11 protein-coding genes are annotated in these 18432 nt (G+C 69.9%); 4 read left to right on the top strand and 7 right to left on the bottom strand.

Annotated elements, in window-relative coordinates:
• Positions 1 to 23 precede the first annotated feature (23 nt).
• Positions 24 to 899 carry an NAD-dependent epimerase/dehydratase family protein gene (locus ACLJOO_RS32395; protein WP_410791423.1) on the top strand — a complete coding sequence of 292 codons (876 nt, stop codon included), beginning with the start codon at positions 24 to 26 and terminating at the stop codon, positions 897 to 899.
• Here ACLJOO_RS32395 and ACLJOO_RS32390 read toward each other — a convergent pair.
• On the bottom strand, positions 842 to 2230 hold the full coding sequence (locus ACLJOO_RS32390) for an FAD-binding oxidoreductase (protein WP_410791421.1): 1389 nt from the start codon (positions 2228 to 2230) through the stop codon (positions 842 to 844). The genes ACLJOO_RS32395 and ACLJOO_RS32390 overlap by 58 nt on opposite strands.
• Positions 2231 to 2394: 164 nt before the next feature.
• Between ACLJOO_RS32390 and ACLJOO_RS32385 the strand changes: the two genes are divergently transcribed.
• Together ACLJOO_RS32385 and ACLJOO_RS32380 are read left to right on the top strand one after the other, a co-directional pair.
• Positions 2395 to 7911 (top strand): carboxyl transferase domain-containing protein, encoded by a 5517-nt coding sequence (locus ACLJOO_RS32385; protein ID WP_410791419.1) that lies wholly within the window; start codon positions 2395 to 2397, stop codon positions 7909 to 7911.
• Positions 7912 to 7932: 21 nt separating this feature from the next.
• Positions 7933 to 10062 (top strand): transglycosylase domain-containing protein, encoded by a 2130-nt coding sequence (locus ACLJOO_RS32380; RefSeq protein WP_410791417.1) that lies wholly within the window; start codon positions 7933 to 7935, stop codon positions 10060 to 10062.
• Here ACLJOO_RS32380 and ACLJOO_RS32375 read toward each other — a convergent pair.
• From ACLJOO_RS32375 to ACLJOO_RS32355, 5 genes are all read right to left on the bottom strand, one after another.
• Positions 10059 to 10394, bottom strand: a complete 336-nt coding sequence (locus tag ACLJOO_RS32375) for a hypothetical protein (protein ID WP_410791416.1) — start codon at positions 10392 to 10394, stop codon at positions 10059 to 10061. The two genes, ACLJOO_RS32380 and ACLJOO_RS32375, sit on opposite strands and share 4 nt — an antisense overlap.
• An 80-nt stretch (positions 10395 to 10474) precedes the next feature.
• Positions 10475 to 10699 (bottom strand): translation initiation factor IF-1, encoded by a 225-nt coding sequence (gene infA / locus ACLJOO_RS32370; protein WP_410791414.1) that lies wholly within the window; start codon positions 10697 to 10699, stop codon positions 10475 to 10477.
• 2 nt (positions 10700 to 10701) lie between these two features.
• A complete protein-coding gene (locus ACLJOO_RS32365) occupies positions 10702 to 11457 on the bottom strand; it encodes a GNAT family N-acetyltransferase (protein ID WP_410791413.1) in 756 nt (251 codons plus the stop codon).
• Between the two features lie 182 nt (positions 11458 to 11639).
• A complete protein-coding gene (locus ACLJOO_RS32360) occupies positions 11640 to 12488 on the bottom strand; it encodes an alpha/beta fold hydrolase (RefSeq protein ID WP_410791411.1) in 849 nt (282 codons plus the stop codon).
• A gap of 139 nt (positions 12489 to 12627) precedes the next feature.
• Positions 12628 to 14238 carry a LuxR C-terminal-related transcriptional regulator gene (locus ACLJOO_RS32355; RefSeq protein WP_410791410.1) on the bottom strand — a complete coding sequence of 537 codons (1611 nt, stop codon included), beginning with the start codon at positions 14236 to 14238 and terminating at the stop codon, positions 12628 to 12630.
• 79 nt (positions 14239 to 14317) lie between these two features.
• Here ACLJOO_RS32355 and ACLJOO_RS32350 point away from each other — a divergent pair, with 79 nt between their 5' ends.
• Complete coding sequence (locus tag ACLJOO_RS32350) at positions 14318 to 17749, top strand: error-prone DNA polymerase (RefSeq protein ID WP_410791408.1); 3432 nt, start codon at positions 14318 to 14320, stop codon at positions 17747 to 17749.
• On the opposite strand, the gene ACLJOO_RS32345 is transcribed toward ACLJOO_RS32350, so the two are convergent.
• Complete coding sequence (locus ACLJOO_RS32345) at positions 17742 to 18353, bottom strand: TetR family transcriptional regulator (protein WP_410791405.1); 612 nt, start codon at positions 18351 to 18353, stop codon at positions 17742 to 17744. The genes ACLJOO_RS32350 and ACLJOO_RS32345 overlap by 8 nt on opposite strands.
• Positions 18354 to 18432 lie beyond the last annotated feature (79 nt).

The following is an 18432-nucleotide window of genomic DNA, read 5'->3' as shown; positions in this document are numbered from 1 at the left end:
AACCCTCACCTTAGTCTGAGCGTATGACGCGAGTAGCAGTGACCGGGAGCAGCGGGAAACTCGGCAAGGCCGTCGTCGATCATCTCGCGGACCAGGGCTGGGACGTGGTCGCGCTCGACCAGGCTGCACCGGCGCGGGCCGATTTGACGTCGACGCGGGTGGATCTGACCGATTTCGGCCAGACCTACGAGGCGATCGCCGGGATCGACGACCGGCACGACGGCGTCGACGCGGTGGTGCATCTCGCCGCGGTCCCGGCGCCGGGCCTGCGGCCGAACGCGGCGACGTTCCACAACAACATGACCGTGACGTACAACGTGTTCTCGGCGGCGCTGCGGGCCGGCGTCCGGAACATCGTGTGGGCGTCGAGCGAGACCGTACTGGGTCTGCCGTTCGACGAGTTCCCGCCGTACGTGCCGGTCGACGAGGACTATCCGCCGCGGCCGAACAGCACGTACTCGCTCGTCAAGACGCTCGAGGAGGAGCTGGCCCGGCAGCTCTGCCGGTGGCATCCGGACCTGAAGCTGATCGGGCTCCGGTTCTCCAACGTGATGTATCCGGAGGACTACGCCCGGTTCCCGTCGTTCGACGCCGACGCCCAGGCGCGCAAGTGGAACCTGTGGGGCTACATCGACGCCCGCGACGGCGCCCAGGCCGTCCGCAAGGCGCTCGAGTACGACGTGACCGGGACGGACGTGTTCATCGTCGCGAACGCCGACACGGTGATGTCCCGGCCGAACGAGGAGCTTCTCGCCGAGGTGTTCCCCGGCGTCCCCGTGAAGCGCCCGTTCGGCCCGAACGAGACGTTGCTGTCGATCGAGAAGGCGCGCCGCCTGCTCGGTTACGCGCCGGAGTTCTCCTGGCGGGGCCCGAACGGGAACAGCGTGTCCGGGTCGTAGGCCGTCCGTACGTCGGCCAGCCGCGCGAACGTGTCCGCCGGCCACGACCGCTCGTACGACCCCGGCAGCGCGAAACCGCCGGAGAAGTTCACCGTGGTCTCCTCGCACACCCACGGCTCGAGCCGCCCGAGAATCCCGTCAACCGTTGCCGGAAGCACCTTTTCGAACAGGCTCGGATCCGGTACGCCGATCATCGTCAGCGTGCACGCCCCGCTCCGCCCGCCGACCGCGCTGCCCTCGGGGACGTCGCGCTCTGTCGCGCCGCCGAGGTGCCGGAGCTCGACCGCGACCAACGGAATCTGCTGCTCCGGGCCGGCCACGTCCAGGAACGCGGCGATGAACTCGGCGTCCAGCTCGTCCAGCATCAGGCCGCGGTCCCACGCCGGCGTCGGGTCCTTCGGGTCGTTGTGGATCAGCGCGATGTCGCTCGCCGGCATCTCGCCGACGGCGTCGATCAGCGTCGGACCGGCGTCGCGGATCGGCTGGAAGAGCTTCTTGCCGTCGGCCGCGTCACCGACGTACGCGAAACGGACGCTCAGCACCGTCTTGCCGCGCAGCGGTTCGGGAATGAACTCGAGCGGCGGCAGCCGCAGGATCACCACCGACGAGTTCGCGCTCTCCGGCAGGGCGTTCGTCCACTCGGCCCAGGTGGTCAGCGCAGAGGCGATGTGCTCCGCGTCGAAGAACACCGAGCCGCCGTACAGGGTGCGCAGCTCGACCAGTCCGAAGTCCATCGCGGTGACGATGCCGAAGCCACCCTTGCCGCCGCGCAACGCCCAGAACAGGTCGGGGTGCTCGGTCTCGCTCGCGGTCACCGCTTCGCCCGCCGCCGTCACGACGCGGAACGAGCGCGCCCAGTCGGACGAGAAACCGTACGTCCGGGCGAGCGGGCCGAGGCCGCCGCCGAGCGTGTACCCGATGCAACCGACCGCGTCGGACGCGCCGGTGATCGGCGCCAGGCCGTACGGCGCGGCCGCTGCGATGACCTCGGCCCACTGGGTGCCCGCGGCGATGTGCGCGACCTGTGCCTCGGCGTCCACACTCACGCCGGTCATTCGCCCGGTGGTCACCACGATCCCGCCCTGCATCGGGTTCGGGATGCCGTGGCCGGTCGCCAGCACGCGGACCGGTGTACCGGTCTCGGCCGCGGCGCGGACCACCGCGACGGCGTCGTCCTCGGACGTCAGCCCGACCACGACGTCCGGTGTGTGCGTCACCGCCAGGTTGAACCCGGACAGTTCTTCGTCGTACCCCTTGTCACCCGGTGCGAGCACCGGACCGGCGACCTCGCCCCGCAGCCGGTCGATCAACGTGTCAGTCACGTTCTTCATCCCCTCCCAGAATCCCTGCCCTGGAGGTTTCCACACGCCAGGGTCAGGGTGGAAACACGCCTGATTGGGGGGCCGACTCGACGGTAACGGCCCTGGGCTGAAAACCTGTGCCAGCAGCTGGCGATCCCAGCTGCACAAGGCAGGGTGAGACACGGAGGCGGTCGATGTTCAAGCGTATCGCAATAGTGAACCGGGGTGAAGCCGCGATGCGGCTCATCAACGCGGTCCGCGAAGTCAACGCCGAAGGCGGTGACCCGATCGAGACCGTGGCCTTGTTCACCGACGGCGAGCGGACGGCGACCTTCGTGCGGGCGGCGGACATCACGTACCCGCTCGGCCCGGCGTCGGCCCGGCCGTACCTGGACCTGGAGGTCCTGGAACGCGCGCTCCGCGAGACCGGGGCGGACGCCGCCTGGGTCGGCTGGGGGTTCGTCGCCGAGGACCCGGCGTTCGCGGAGCTGTGCGACCGGATCGGCGTGACCTTCATCGGCCCGTCGGCCGAGGCGATGCGCAAGCTCGGCGACAAGATCGGCTCGAAGCTGATCGCCGAGGAGGTCGGCGTACCGGTCGCGCCGTGGAGCCGCGGAGCGGTCGAGTCGCTGGACGCGGCGCTCGCGGCGGCCGAGCGGATCGGGTACCCGTTGATGCTCAAGGCAACGGCCGGCGGCGGTGGCCGCGGCATCCGGGTGGTGCGCTCCGCCGACGAGCTCTCCGACGCGTATGCGCGGACCAGCGACGAGGCAGCCCGTGCGTTCGGCAGCGGCGTGGTGTTCCTGGAGCGCCTCGTCACCGGCGCCCGGCACGTCGAGGTCCAGGTGATCGCGGACGGCGAGGGTACGGCGTGGGCGCTCGGCGTCCGGGACTGCTCGGTGCAGCGCCGCAACCAGAAGGTGATCGAGGAGTCCGCGTCGCCGCTGCTGTCCGCGTCCCAGGTCGACGACCTGAAGGCGTCCGCCGAGCGGCTGGCGATCGCGGTCGGGTACCGGGGCGCCGCGACGGTCGAGTTCCTGTACCACCCGGAGGAGAAGTCGTTCGCGTTCCTCGAGGTCAACACCCGGCTCCAGGTCGAGCACCCGATCACCGAGCTGACCACCGGGTTCGACCTGGTGAAGGCGCAGCTGCACGTCGCTGATGGTGGCCGGCTGGAGGGACCCAAGCCGGTGGAGAGCGGGCACGCGGTCGAGGCCCGGCTGAACGCCGAGGACCCGGACCGCGACTTCGCACCGTCGCCCGGGCGGATCGTCGTACTCGATCTCCCGGCCGGCCCGGGTATCCGCGTCGACACCGGCGTCAGCGCGGGGGACAGCATCCCGGCGGACTTCGACTCGATGATCGCGAAGATCATCGGGTACGGGCGCACGCGCGAGGAGGCGCTCGCGCGGCTGCGGCGCGCGATGCAGGCGACGACCGTCCTGATCGAGGGCGGCGCGACCAACAAGAGCTTCATCCTCGACCTGCTCGACCAGCCCGAGGTGATCGACGGCAGCGCCGACACCGGCTGGATCGACCGCGTCCGCGGTGAGGGCCGCCTGGTCTCGCACCGGCACTCCGGCATCGCGCTGGTCGCGGCCGCGATCGAGGGGTACGAGGACGCCGAGCAGGTCGAGCGCATCCGCTTGTACGAGACCGCGCACGGCGGTCGCCCGCAGGTCCAGCACGAGGTCGGTCGCGCGATCGACCTGAAGCTGCGCGGCGCGAGCTACCGGGTGACGGTGGCGCGGATCGGTCCGGAGCGGTTCCGGGTCGGTGTCGGCAACGGCAACGATCACCTCAAGGTGGTGGACGCCGAGCTGGAGCGGCTGGACGAGTACACGAGCCGGCTGGTCGTCGGCGGGCAGCGATTCCGTCTGGTGACCGCGACCCACGGCCCGGTGCATCTGGTCGAGGTCGACGGCGTCACCCACCGCGTGAGTCGTGACGAGGGCGGCGTACTGCGTTCGCCCGCGCCGGCGCTCGTGGTGGCGACGCCGGTGCAGACCGGTGCCGAGATCGAGGCCGGCGCTCCGGTGCTGGTGCTCGAGAGCATGAAGATGGAGACGGTGCTGTACGCGCCGTTCAAGGCGACCGTGAAGGAGCTGCTGGTCTCGACCGGCAGTCAGGTGGAGACGGGTGCGCCGCTGCTGCGGTTGGAGCCGGTGGCGGACGACGCTGCTGCGGAGGAGGCCGCTCCGGTGCAGAACGGCGTACAGCTGGATCTGCCGAACGGGACCGGGGAGAAGTCCGCGGCCGAGCGGCTGGAGCGCGGGCTGGACGACCTGCGGAGCATGCTGCTCGGGTTCGACATCGACCCGCAGGACGAGGGCGGCATGCTGGCCGACTACCTGGCCGCGCGGTCCGAGCTCGCTCATCAGCGCTCGGGGCCGCCGGTCGGGCTGGAGATCGAGCTGCTGACGGTGTTCGCGGACTTCGCCGAGCTGAGCCGCAACCGGCCGGCCGGGACGGACACCACCCTCGAGAACCGGGTGCACAGCCCGCGCGAGTATTTCTACACGTACCTGCAGAGTCTGGATCCGGACCGTGGCGGCCTACCGGGCGAGTTCCAGGCCCGGTTGACCCGGGTGCTGAGCCACTACGGGGTGACCGGGCTGGAGCGGAGCCCTGAGCTGGAGGAGGCGGTCTTCCGGATCTTCCTGGCGCAGCAGCGCTCGAGTCCCGACGTACTGCTGGTGACGTCCGTGCTGCAGCGGTGGATCGCCGAGCCGCTGCCGGAGGCGCCGCTGGACGAGTGCGTGCACGAACTGCTGGACCGGCTGGTGCTGGCCACGCAGCTGCGCTTCCCGGTCGTCGGCGACCTGGCCCGGAGTGTTCGGTTCCGGTGGTTCGACCAGCCGCAGGTCGACGCCGAGCGGGCGTCGATCATCGCGGGCGTGGGCGACGAGGTCGCCGACCTGGCGACGCACCCGGACTCGCCGGAGCGGCAGCGGCGGATCGACGCGCTGGCCGCGATCCCGGAGCCGATCGTCCGGTTCCTCGCCCAGCGGCTGGAGGGCGGCTGGGGCGAGCGCGAGCCGATGCTCGAGGTGCTCGTCCGGCGGCACTACCGCGAGTACGAGCTGCACGACCTGCGCGAGTTCGCCGTCGACGGGCGGCCGTTCGCGACCGCGGACTACTCGATCGACGACCGCCCGAGCCACCTCGTCACGACGGTCGGAACGGTCGCCGAGCTGGCCGATCCGGACAGCGGCCTGTCGCGGGCGCTGACCGATCGGATCGACGCCCGTACGGCGGGCCACGAGGCCGTCGTCGAGCTCTACCTGTACGGCCCGGACCTGCCCGATTCGCAGCAGGAGGCCGCGGACCTGTACCGCCGGATGGTCGCCGACCTGCCGATCGCCCAGCGGGTACGCCGGATCTCGGTCGCGGTCGCCCCGGGACAGGGCCGACCGGTCTCGTACTTCACGTACCGCCCGGCCGGCGGATCGATGGCCGAGGACGACAACGTCCGCGGCGTGCACCCGATGGTCGGCCGCCGCCTGAACCTCTGGCGGCTGCGCGACTTCCGCATCACCCGCCTCGACGCGCCGGAGGACGTGCTCCTCTACTACTGCGTCGCCCGCGACAACGAGGCCGACCGGCGGCTCGTCGCGCTGGCACAGGTCCGCCAGTTCGTCGTGGTCCGTGACGAGGACGGGCAGGTCACGTCGCTGCCGCACGCGGAGCGCGCGATCTCGAACTGCCTGGAGGCGATCCGCCGGGCCCGGACCGCCCGCGGCGCGGCCGGCGCCAAGCTGGACATGAACCACGTCTGGGTGCAGATCTGGCCGGTGGTCGACGTCCAGGTCGACGAGGTGACCGCGCTGCAGCGCAACATCGCCCCGATGACCGCGGGCGCCGGGATCGAGGAGGTCCTGGTGCAGGGCGAGGTCCCGGGTCCGGACGGCTCGGTCAACCCGGTCGCGGCCCGGTTCTACTACCAGCACGGAGCCGGCGTCGTCACGTCGATCGAGCAGCCGCCGACCGGGCGGTTGCTGCCGCTCGACGACTACGCGCAGAAGGTGCAGCGGTCCCGGCGCCGGAACACGATCTACCCGTACGAGGTCAGCGGCATGGTCGCCGGCCAGGGCGGATCGTTCGTCGAGCACGACCTCGACGACGCCGGACGCCTGGTCCCGGTGGACCGGGCGAAGGGCCTGAACAAAGCGGGCATCATCGTCGGCATCGTGACCACGCCGACCACGCGGTACCCGGACGGCCTCACCCGGGTCGCGATGAGCGGCGACCCGACCATGGCGCTCGGCGCGGTGGCCGAGGCGGAGTGCGCGCGGATCATCGCGGCCCTCGACCTGGCCGAGCAGATGCGGGTACCGGTCGAGTGGTACTCGCTCTCCGCGGGCGCCCGGATCTCGATGGACTCCGGTACCGAGAACATGGACTGGGTCGCGAAGGCGCTGAAGCGGATCGTCGAGTTCACGCAGGACGGCGGCGAGATCAACGTCGTGGTCGCGGGCATCAACGTCGGCGCGCAGCCGTACTGGAACGCCGAGGCGACGATGCTGATGCACACCAAGGGCATCCTGGTGATGACGCCGGACAGTGCGATGGTGCTGACCGGCAAGCAGACGCTGGACTTCTCCGGCAGTGTTTCGGCCGAGGACAACTTCGGCATCGGTGGCTACGACCGGGTGATGGGTCCGAACGGGCAGGCGCAGTACTGGGCGCCGAACCTGAAGGACGCCCGGGACGTGCTGATGACGTACTACGACCACACGTACGTCGCACCGGGGGAGCAGGGTCCGCGGCGGGCGCAGACGTCCGACCCGGTGGATCGCGATGTCACGCCGTACCCGCACGACGTCGCCGGAAGCGACTTCAAGACGATCGGCGAGATCTTCTCGGCGGCGACGAACCCGGACCGGAAGAAGGCGTTCGACATCCGCACGCTGATGCGGGCCGTCACGGACCAGGACCACCCGGTGCTGGAGCGCTGGGCCGGGATGGCCGACGCCGACACCGCGGTCGTGCAGGACGCGCGGCTCGGCGGGTTCCCGGTCTGCCTGGTCGGGATCGAGTCCCGGTCGGTGCCGCGGCGCGGCTTCCCGCCCACCGACGGACCGGACACGTACACCGCCGGCACGCTGTTCCCACGGTCGTCGAAGAAGGTCGCGCGGGCGATCAACTCGGCCAGCGGGAACCGGCCGCTGGTGGTGCTGGCGAACCTGTCGGGGTTCGACGGGTCACCGGACTCGATGCGGAACCTGCAGCTCGAGTACGGCGCCGAGATCGGGCGGGCGATCGTGAACTTCCGCGGGCCGATCGTGTTCTGCGTCGTCTCGCGGTACCACGGCGGCGCGTTCGTGGTGTTCTCGAAGTCGCTGAACCCGTCGATGACGGTGCTCGCGGTCGAGGGATCGTTCGCCTCGGTGCTCGGCGGCGCGCCGGCCGCGGCGGTCGTGTTCGCGGCCGAGGTGGACGCGCGGACCGCCGCGGATCCGCGGGTCGCGTCGCTGGCCGAGCGGGTCGGCGAGGCCGCCGGCGCGGAACGGGCGGCCCTGGCCACGGAGCTCGCGGACGTGCGAACCGTCGTACGGGCAGAGAAACTGGGCGAGGTCGCGACCGAGTTCGACCGGGTGCACAGCATCGAGCGGGCCCGCGAGGTCGGGTCCGTCGACGCGGTGATCAGTGCCCGCGAACTGCGGCCGAAGTTGATCGAGGCAATCAATTCCGGGGTACCGGGAGTTTGATCTCTCGCCTACCCTGGACGAGTGCGTACCGACAGGGGCGGTCGCAGTTGGGCTCGGTCGTTGATCACGTTCATCGGCGTGAGCGCGCTTTCTGGTGCGCTGGCGGCGGGGCTCGCGGTCCCGTTCGCCGGCTTCGCCGGACGTGGCGCGGCTGAGGTCGCCGACAGCGTTCAGAGCCTGCCGCGGGAACTCGCCATCGATCCGGTGGCCGTTCGCAGCCGCATCCTGGCCGCGGACGGCACCCTGGTCGCGACGCTGTACGAGCAGAACCGGGTGCCGGTGCCGCTGACCGCGGTCAGCCCGATCATGCGTAAGGCGATCGTGGCGATCGAGGACTCCCGGTTCTACGACCACGGCGCACTCGATCTGAAGGGCACGCTGCGCGCGATGGTGCGCAACCAGACCGAGGGCGAGGTGCAGCAGGGCGGGTCGAGCATCACCCAGCAGTACGTGAAGATGAGCCTGGTCGAGAAGGCGCGCACCGCGGCCGAGCGGCAGCAGGCCACCGAGGTCTCGTACGAACGCAAGCTCGCCGAGCTGCGGTACGCGATCGCGGTCGAGAGCGAGCTGTCCAAGGACGAGATCCTCGAGCGGTACCTGAACCTGGCGAACTTCGGCGACGGCACGTACGGCGTCCAGACCGCGGCCCAGCACTACTTCCGGACCACGGCCGACAAGCTCACGCTCCCGCAGGCCGCGCTGCTGGCCGGACTGGTGAAGAACCCGACCGGGTACGACCCGACCAACAACCTGGCCCGCGCGAAGGCCCGCCGGGACGTGGTGATCAAGCGGATGCTCGAGCTCGGCGTGATCACGGTCGGCCAGGCGAACCAGGCGCTCCGGTCGCCGGTGATCGACCTGGCGAAGGTCGAGCCGGTGCCGAACGGGTGCGCCAACTCGCGGTACCCGTTCTACTGCGACTACGTGGTCTCCAAGCTGCTCGCCAACCCGGCGCTGGGCACGACCGTCAAGGACCGCGACCACTACCTGAAGACCGGCGGCCTGCTGATCCGGACCTCGATCGACCCGAAGATCCAGGCCGCGGCGCAGGCGTCGATCGACGAGCACACCAAGCGCAGCGACTCCGCGATCGCCGCGATCAGCATCGTCGAGCCCGGCACCGGCCTGGTGAAGGCGATGGTGCAGAGCCGCCCGTACGGTAACGGGAGCTTCCACACGAACTACAACTACAACGTCGAGAAGTCGTACGCCGGCGGGTACGGCGGATTCCAGAACGGCTCGACGATGAAGGCGTTCACGATCGCGGCGGCGCTGTCCAAGGGCATCCCGATGGACACCCGGATGAACTCGCCGGAGCAGATCGACCTGCGCACCAAGAAGTTCCGGACCTGCAAGGGCTGGACGCGCGACCCGACGTACCAGCCGCAGAACTCGACGCGCGGCGGCAACCTGACGATGGTCGAGGCCGCGCGGTACTCGACGAACACCTACTTCCTGCAGCTGTCGCAGCGGACCGGGCTGTGCTCGATCGCGACCATCGCGGCCAAGCTCGGGATGTACAACGCGCAGACGCTGCAGCCGCTAGACCAGGTGATCTCGATGACGCTCGGGGTCGGGTACGTGACGCCGCTGATGCTGTCGAACGCCTACGCGACGTTCGCGGCGCGCGGGAAGTACTGCGAGACGCTGGTCGTCACGTCGGTGCGGGACAAGGCAGGGCGCCCGGTCCCCGGGCCCGGATTCAACTGCAAGCAGGTGCTCCCGCGGGCGGTCGCGGACGGCGTGAACCGGGTGCTGAGCGCGGTGATGATGCCGGGCGGGACCGGCGGCCGGCTGCGCTTCGGCACCCGCGACATGGCCGGCAAGACCGGAACCATCCAGGACAACCTGGCTGTCTGGTACGCCGGTTACACCCCGAACCTGGCCGCTGCCTCGGTGGTCGCGGACGCGAACCTGCCGTACACCAACCTGATGTACCGGCACACGCTGAACGGCAAGGACATCGCCGACCCGACCGGCTCCGGCACCGCCGGCCCGCTCTGGCAGACCGCGATGCAGGGCGCCCTCCGCGGGCTCCCGGTCGAACGCTTCGTCGCGCCGCCGAAGAAGCTGATCGGCGACCCGAACCCGAAGCCGGCCGAGCCCGAGAAGAAGAAGCCCGACCCCAAGCCGAAGCCCAAGCCCCGTTAGAGGGGTCTGAGGTCCGATCCCGGGACCCAGACGATCTCGCCGTCCTGGTCCCGGAACCGCCCCAGCCAGACCCCCTTGTCGCGGATCCAGACGTCCAGCTCGCCGGTCGACCAGGTCGCCCGCTGCACCTGCTGGGCAGGATCGACGTGCCGTACGGCGTCCGCCGCGCGTGGCCCGTGGGCGTCGTACTGCACGTCGAGCTCGGCTGCCAACTCCCGGGCCTTCCTTTCGTCGTCGATCCCTGTTGCACGCCACCCGTTGACCGCACCGTCCCAGACGCCGAACCTGTTGGATCCGTCGTCGGACGGCCGAACCGTGAACCGACCAAGCATGTTTTCAGATTACCGCTTCATCGAACATATGTTCTAGTCTTGATCCGGACGGGAGGTGTGTGCGATAGGCGACAGTGCTGTCAGTTCCGGTAGCGGAAGACGATCCGGCCCCGGTCCAGGTCGTAGGGGCTGAGTTCGACGAGGACGCGGTCCTCGAGGACGATCTTGATGTAGTTCTTCCGGATCTTTCCGCTGATGTGGGCGAGGACCTTGTGCCCGTTGGTGAGTTCGACCCGGAAGGTGGCGTTCCGGAGGCACTCGACGACGGTGCCCTCGACCTCGATGCCGCCTGCTGCTCTGGACATCGTCAGACCGCCTGCCCCGGCCGGCGGATCAGTTCCAGGCTGCAGCCCGTACGGCGCGCGCCCAGCCCTTCGAACAGTGCCAGCGCGGCCGTGTTGGTCTCGTCGACCTCCGCCGTGGCGGCTTCGAATCCGGAACGATGCAGACCGTCCAGCACGTGATCGAGCAACGCCCGGGCGATGCCGTGCCGGTGCTCGGCTGTCCGTACGGCGACCAGCCCGATGCGCGGGCGCCGGGTCATCGTGGCTACCCGGATCATCCCGACGTACCGATCGTCTCGCACCGCGACCGTGTACTTCGACGGGTCGATCGGCCTGGTGCCGCCTTGCCAGGGCAGCACCTCCGCGGGCATCGTGTGCCAGCCGACGGTGGACTCGACTTCGTCGCGAATCGCCTGGTCCAGCTCGCGCAATGGAGCCTCGGTGGCGGTCGTGATGGCGATCCCCGGTGGCACGGTCGCCCGGGAAGGGCCGGTGGGTACGACGAACTCCGCTTCGCGACGTGATGTCGTGAATCCCGCGAGTACCCAATTGGTCAGGAGGTTGTGGTCGGTCTCGTCGACCACCGTGTACTGCGGCTGATCAGCCACCATGGCAGCGGCGAGCCGGTGGAAGACGGCGTCGCGCCAGGTGTCGATGCTGAGGAAGGTCCGGCCGTCGAGCCGCCGCGTCGCGTGACCGCGACCGACGACCAGATCGTTCTCGATCGCGTGCCATTGGTTGTCGGCGACGCGAGAGATCGTGAAAGGCACAGTGTGCATAGGTGTTTCCTTTCGGGAGTGCTTCTCGAGGCGCTCCCGGCGACACCTACGTCAATCGCCCGCCCGTGACCACGGGAAGGGGAGCACCCACTGCGCTACTGCGTTCATCGGGGCATCACCTCCACGCGTGTTGTCACGGACCACGGCACGGTACCAACCGCTCCACCGCACCGGCCACCCATTTATCGGGCGGTTAGGCCGGTCACCCCGACCGACGCGAAGAACGAGACGAGCGCCTCGGCGAGTGCCACTGGTGCCACCAGCGGGGCGAAGTGACCGACGTCCGGCAGCTCGCGGACGGATGCGTCGGCGACGTACCGGGCGATGTGCTGTGCTGCATCGGTGAACCAGTCGCCGAGCAAGGTCTGCTCACCGCGCAGGAGCAGGACCGGTACGCCGACCTTCCCGAGCGCCTCGGGGTCTGTGGATCGAGGCCCCTCGTAGGCCGCGTCAGCCTGGAGGAAGCGGAGCATCGCCGGGACGCGGCCCGCCCACCGCTCGTAGAAGTCCGTCTTCTCCAAGGCGGCGATCTCGTCGTCGTTGCAGATCCACGGGGCGAACGTGCGGGCCGCATCCACAAGCCGCCCTTCGGCCGCCGCCGTACCCATCTTCTCCAGTACGGCGACCGTACGGCTGCGGTCGGATTCTCGCATCACCGACACCACAGCCGGCTCGTACGCAGCGACGGCCGCCACGGACCGGCTGCGCGCGGCCACCCCGAGCACCCACTCCCCACTGCCCGACCAGCCGACCAGGCTGACCGGCTCACCGATGCTTTCCACGAATGCGGTGACGTCCTGCTCCAGGCGTTCGGGTGAGTGGTCCGGGTTGTCGCTCGACAACCCGCGGCCTCGTGTGCTCGGCAGGTAGCAGGTGAATCGGCCGGTCAGGTGAGGAAGGACGGCCTCCCAGGCGATGTCGCCGTCACCGATCGCGCCGTGGACCAGAACCAGCGCCGGCCCGTTGCCCTGTACTCGTCCGGCGATGCCGGTGCCGTCGGCGGAGACGGCTCCATGGATGCGCTCAGTCATGACGATCCCCTCCAGAACGATCGCTGCTGCTCCGGTGTTCGGTGCAGCTATCGAGACGCTAGATCGCGCGCCGCGGTGACGGCATCGGTGCGATTGACCAACTGCGCGTCATCCATCTACGCGGTTGTGCGTAGTCGCTTCACCGGCTGACGGTCAGGCCGTGGTCGATGGCGTAGCGCGCGGCCTGGGTCCGCGAGGTGACCCCGATCTTGTGGAAGGCGTTCGTCAGGTGCCGGGCGACCGTGCGGTCGCTGATGTACAGCGTCCGGCCGATCTCCCGGTTGGAGCGGCCGTCGGCCACGAGTGACAGCACCTCGCACTCGCGTCCGGTCAACCCGTCGGGCCGGCCCGGCGCCGGCCAGTACGCTCCCAGCCGCTCGAACGTCGTCTCGGCCCGCGCGACCTCCGCGGCGGCGGACGCCTCGTCGCCGAGCGCCTGGTAGGCGGCGGCGAGCCGGACGCAGGTTGTGGCGGCGTCGTACGCCGCTCCGAGTTCGTGCCAGCGCCGGCACGCGTCGCGGAGTACCGCAAGGGCCTCCTCGGCGCGGTCCTGGGCCAGCAGTACGGCGCCGTGGGCGGTGGCCGCCATCGCTTCCAACCCTGAGGTGGCGTACGTCGACGCCGTCTCCACGAGCTCGGACGCGGCGGCCGCCGCGACATCCAGCTGCCCCGAGGCGACTGCGATCTCGACTGCCGCGGCCCACAGCGGGGCTCGGCGTAGCGGGTCGGGGCCGACCGCGGCCAGGGCCGAGCGCACTGACGTCGCGGCGGCTGCTGCGTCGTGCTTCCGGAGTTGCAGCAGTGCACGCCCCGGTTGCGGGTCACGCCCGCGCGCGTGTGCCTCGTCGTACGCATCAGCGGCGGTCGGGTCGCCGCGCAGCCGACGTACCTCGGCCACGACGTACCAAGCCTCCGCGGCGTAGTCGATCCGGTGGGCGTCGAGGTCCGCCGCGGTCTGCAGCGCGTGCCGCTCGGCCTCGTCCCACTCGCCGCGGAGCAACTGGAGCTGAACCCGGTGCACCGCGCACAGTCCTCCGAACGCCACTGCTGCGGGGAAGGTGGCCAGCCACTGCTCGGTCAGGTCGATCCAGCGACTCATCCGGCGGATGTCGGCGACCTCGTGACAGGTCGCGATGGTGTGGCAGTAGAGCGTGCCCGAGGCGAACGGATCGAGCCGACCGTCCAGGACGGTGACCATCGCCTCGTCGAGCAGCCGCAGTCCGTCGGCCACGTGCCCGGACCTGATCAGGGCGCGGCCTTCGCCGTTCAGGCCCAGAGCCACCAGGTCGGGCTGGCCGAGACCGCGACCGAGATCCTGCATCCGGCGGGCCGCATCCATCGCCGCCGAGGGTTGCCCGGCCTGCAGGCTCGCTTCCACCTCGGTCAGGAGTAGCAGGTACCCGTGCACCTTGCATTCGGGTACCCCTTGCACGAGGCGTGCGGCACGGCCGATCCAGCCTGTACCCCGTGGCTCGTCGCCGCGCCCCAGGTGGAAGATTCCGAGCACCAGGGCGGTCCACGCGGCCTCGGCCGGCCGGGAGTCGGACAGGAAGGCGTCGCAGGCCGCGGCGTTCAGCCGGAGGTTGTCCTCGATCCGGCCGAGCCACCACACAGCATCGGCGTAGGCGGCGAGGTCGTTCGCGGTGAGCCGCTCGGTCGCGACCGCGTCGAAGTGCGCCGCGACAGTGGCCCAATCCCGTGCTGCGTAGGCCCGTCGCGCCAGGGTGAGGTTGTCCGTGTGTTCGTCCACCCGCTGTCCCCCTCGACGAACAGCAGGCTACTGCACCAAGACCACAGCTCCAGTCGAACCTATGTTCTAATATGTGGCTATGGGGTACAACAACCCGCCGATCAAGTGGTCCGAGCTGGAGCGGAAGCTCTCGGATCGGTCGCGGCCGGGCAGTCATGGTGGGCGGCCGGTGACGGGGGACGGCGGGGACAGTCCGGCGTGGTCGCAGCATCGCGGGCCGTATGTGCCTTCGAAGACTCTGGCCGTCCGGCCCGAGCATTCGGTGCCGTACGCCGAGCTCCACGTCCACTCGAACTTCTCCTTCCTGGACGGCGCCTCGCAGCCGGAGGACCTGGTCGAGGCCGCCGTCCGGCAGGGGCTGCACGCGCTGGCGCTGACCGATCACGACGGGTTCTACGGCGCGGCGCGGTTCGCCGAGGCCGCCGCGGCGTACTCGCTGCCGACCGTGTTCGGGGCGGAGCTGTCCTTGGGGCTGACCGGTCCGCAGAACGGGGTGGCCGACCCTGAAGGCAGTCACCTGCTGGTGCTGGCCGAGGGGCAGGAGGGGTACCACAAGCTGGCCGGTGAGATCACCGAGGCGCAGTTGAAAGGCGGGGAGAAGGGGAAGCCGGTCTACTCGCTGGAACGGCTGGCTGACAAGGGGCGTGACGCTTGGGTGATTCTGACCGGGTGTCGTAAGGGACTGGTCCGGCAGGCGCTGGAGCTTGGCGGGCGTGCCGACGGTCCGGCGGCGGCGGGCCGCGAGCTGGACCGGCTGACCGCGCTGTTCGGCAAGGACCGGGTGGTCGTCGAGCTGATCGACCACCACGTCCCCGCCGACACCACGCGGAACCGGGTGCTGGCCGGCCTGGCCGCCGACCGCGGCCTCCCGGTAGTTGCCACGAACAACGTTCATTACGCGACCCCGGCCCAGCACAAGCTGGCGGCCGCGCTGGCCGCCGTACGGGCCCGTCGCGACCTCGACGCGATGGACGGCTGGCTGCCGTCGAGCGGGATGGCGTTCGTGCGCTCCGGCGCGGAGATGACCGCCCGCTTCCAGCGGTACGACGGGGCGGTGGCGCGCTCGGTGACGCTGGCGGACCAGCTCGCGTTCGACCTCGCCCGGGCGAAACCGAAGCTCCCGCTACGCGACGTTCCCGACGGTCACACCCCGATGTCGTGGTTGCGGCACCTGACCTTCGAGGGCGCCGCGAAGCGGTACGGGACCCGCAAACAACGCCCGGATGCGTACGAGCGCTTGAGGCGCGAGCTGGCCGTGATCGAGGAGAAGGAGTTCCCGGGGTATTTCCTGATCGTGCACGACATCGTGAAGTTCGCGCACGACAACGGGATCCTCTGCCAGGGCAGGGGATCGGCGGCGAACTCCGCGGTCTGCTACGCGCTCGGGATCACCGCGGTGGACAGCATCCTCTACAACCTGCCGTTCGAGCGGTTCCTGGCCACCACCCGCGCCGAGGAGCCGGACATCGACGTCGACTTCGACTCCGGACGCCGCGAGGAGGTGATCCAGCACGTCTACAAGAAATACGGCCGGCACAACGCGGCCCAGGTGGCGAACGTGATCTCCTACCGCCCGAAGTCCGCCGTCCGGGACATGGCCAAGGCGCTAGGGTACTCCGTCGGACAGCAGGACGCGTGGTCGAAACAGGTGGACGGGTGGAGCCCCGAGATCACTTCGACCGAGCACGATATCCCGCCGCAGGTGGTGGGGATGGCGACCGAGCTGCTGAAGTTCCCGCGGCACCTGGGGATCCACTCCGGCGGGATGGTGCTGACCGAGCGTCCGGTCGGCGAGGTGGTGCCGATCGAGCACGCCCGGATGGAGAACCGCACGGTCCTGCAGTGGGACAAGGACGACTGCGCGTGGATGGGGCTGGTGAAGTTCGACCTGCTCGGGCTCGGCATGCTGGCCGCGCTGCAGTACTGCCTGGACATGGTCCGCGAGCAGCTCGGGGAATCGTGGGAGCTGCACACGATCCCGCGGGAGGAGGCCGGGGTCTACGACCAGCTCTGCCACGCGGACTCGGTGGGCGTGTTCCAGGTGGAGTCCCGTGCGCAGATGGCGACCCTGCCGCGGCTGAAACCGCGGCGGTTCTACGACCTGGTCACCGAGATCGCGCTGATCCGGCCCGGCCCGATCCAGGGCGGCGCCGTGCATCCGTACATCCGCCGCCGGACCGGGGAGGAGCCGATCACCTACCTGCACCCGAAGCTGGAGCCGGTGCTGGAGCGGACCATGGGCGTGCCGCTGTTCCAGGAGCAGCTGATGCAGATGGCGATGGCGGTCGGCGAGATCGACGGCGACGAGGCCGATCTGCTGCGCCGCGCGATGGGCTCCAAACGCGGTATCGAGAAGATCTCGTCGCTGAAGGACAAGCTGTACGCCGGGATGGCGGGCAACGGGATCACCGGGGAGCTGGCCGACGAGATCTACGCCAAGATCGAGGCGTTCGCGAACTTCGGGTTCGCCGAGTCGCACTCGATCAGCTTCGCGCTGCTCGTCTACTCCAGCACGTGGCTGCGGCTGCACTACCCGGCCGCGTTCCTGGCCGCACTGCTCCGGGCGCAGCCGATGGGGTTCTACTCACCGCAGTCCCTGGTCGCCGACGCCCGCCGGCACGGTGTCGAGGTACGGCGTCCGCACCTGCATCTCTCGGGTATCGACGCGGGGCTCGAGCTGCTGGTCGACGGGCAGGAGCGGACCGGGCCGACCGGCTTGGACGAGTGTTTGGCGGACCCGCAGCCGTTGGTGGGCCCGTTCGATCCGAAGGCGCCGTTCGACACCACGGTGCATCGCCGGGACGGCGTGTTCGCGGTCCGGCTCGGGCTGTCCGAAGTACGCACGGTCGGGGAGAAGGGCGCGAAGCTGATCGTCGAGGAGCGGGAGCGGGGCGGGCCGTTCACCGAGATGGCCGACCTGGTCCGGCGTACCGGGATCACCGCGGCACAGGTCGAGGCACTGGCGACCGCGGGGGCGTTCGATTGCTTCGGGCTCGACCGGCGGCAGGCGTTGTGGGAAGCGGGCCGGGCCGCCGAGGAGCGTCCGGGGCAGCTGGCCGGGATCACCGCGGCCGGTCCGCCGCCGACGTTGCCCGGGATGAGCGACATCGAGGCCGACATGGCCGATCTGTGGTCCACCTCGATCACCACCGAGAGCCACCCGATGCAACGGGTCCGCGACCGGCTCCGCGCCGACGGGATCTTGTCGGCGGCCGAGTTGAAGGCGGCACCGAACGGAGCCCGCGTCCGGGTCGCCGGCGTGGTCACCCACCGCCAACGTCCCGCCACCGCCTCCGGGGTCACGTTCATGAACCTCGAGGACGAGACCGGCATGGCGAACATCGTCATCACCGTCGGCTGCTGGCACCGCCACGCCGCCGTGGCCCGCAACGCCGCCGCCATGATCATCCGCGGCCGGGTAGAACGCGCCGGCGAAGTCACCAACCTGTCCGCCGAGCACCTCCAACGCCTTCCCCTGGCAGCCCGCACCAAATCCCGCGACTTCAGGTAGAACGCTGACCGGGTTGACCTCCGGCTGGGAAGAGGCGTTGAACGGCGGCGACCACGGCGGCGTGGCGCGCGGAAGGGGAGGGATCTCGGACCAGCGCGGCGACCGAGTCGACGAAGTCGACCTGTCCCGCCCACCCCACGGCGATCTGGTTGACGAACACGAGGATGTCGATCGGTTCCCACTCCGAGTCCAGCTGGCCGGCTTCCTGGGCCTGTCGCAACTGCTCGACCTTGTGTTGCACGACCTCCTGCGTCGCATCGTCGATCCGTGAGCCGTCGCTGCCGAGCTCGAGGCGCCCCCACTCGATGATCCGCAAGCGGTCGGGATGACTCACGAAGTAGTCGTGGACCCGCCCCGCGTAGCCGGGCAGATCGGTGGGGTCCAGGCGAGTGGCCTCGGCTACCGCTGCCAGTTCCTGTTCCGCGACGAAGTGGTACAGAGCCTCCTTGCTGCGGAAGTACGCGTACAGCCGTTCCTTGCTGGTCTTCGCGGCCTTGGCGATGCGCTCGATCCGCGCACCGGCGATCCCGTAGCGGGAGAACTCGGCCTTCGCTGCGGCGACGATCCGGTCGCGGGTCGTGTCGGCGCTGGTCGAGGAGTCCATTGGTCCACAGTACCGGACCGAACTGTTCGGTTTGGCTGAGCGGGTAAGTCGTCGTACGGTAGAACCGAACTGTTTGGTT

It is taken from the genome of Kribbella sp. C-35, from assembly GCF_046549195.1.
GTDB lineage: Bacteria > Actinomycetota > Actinomycetes > Propionibacteriales > Kribbellaceae > Kribbella.
This window is presented reverse-complemented; position numbering and strand designations above follow the sequence as displayed.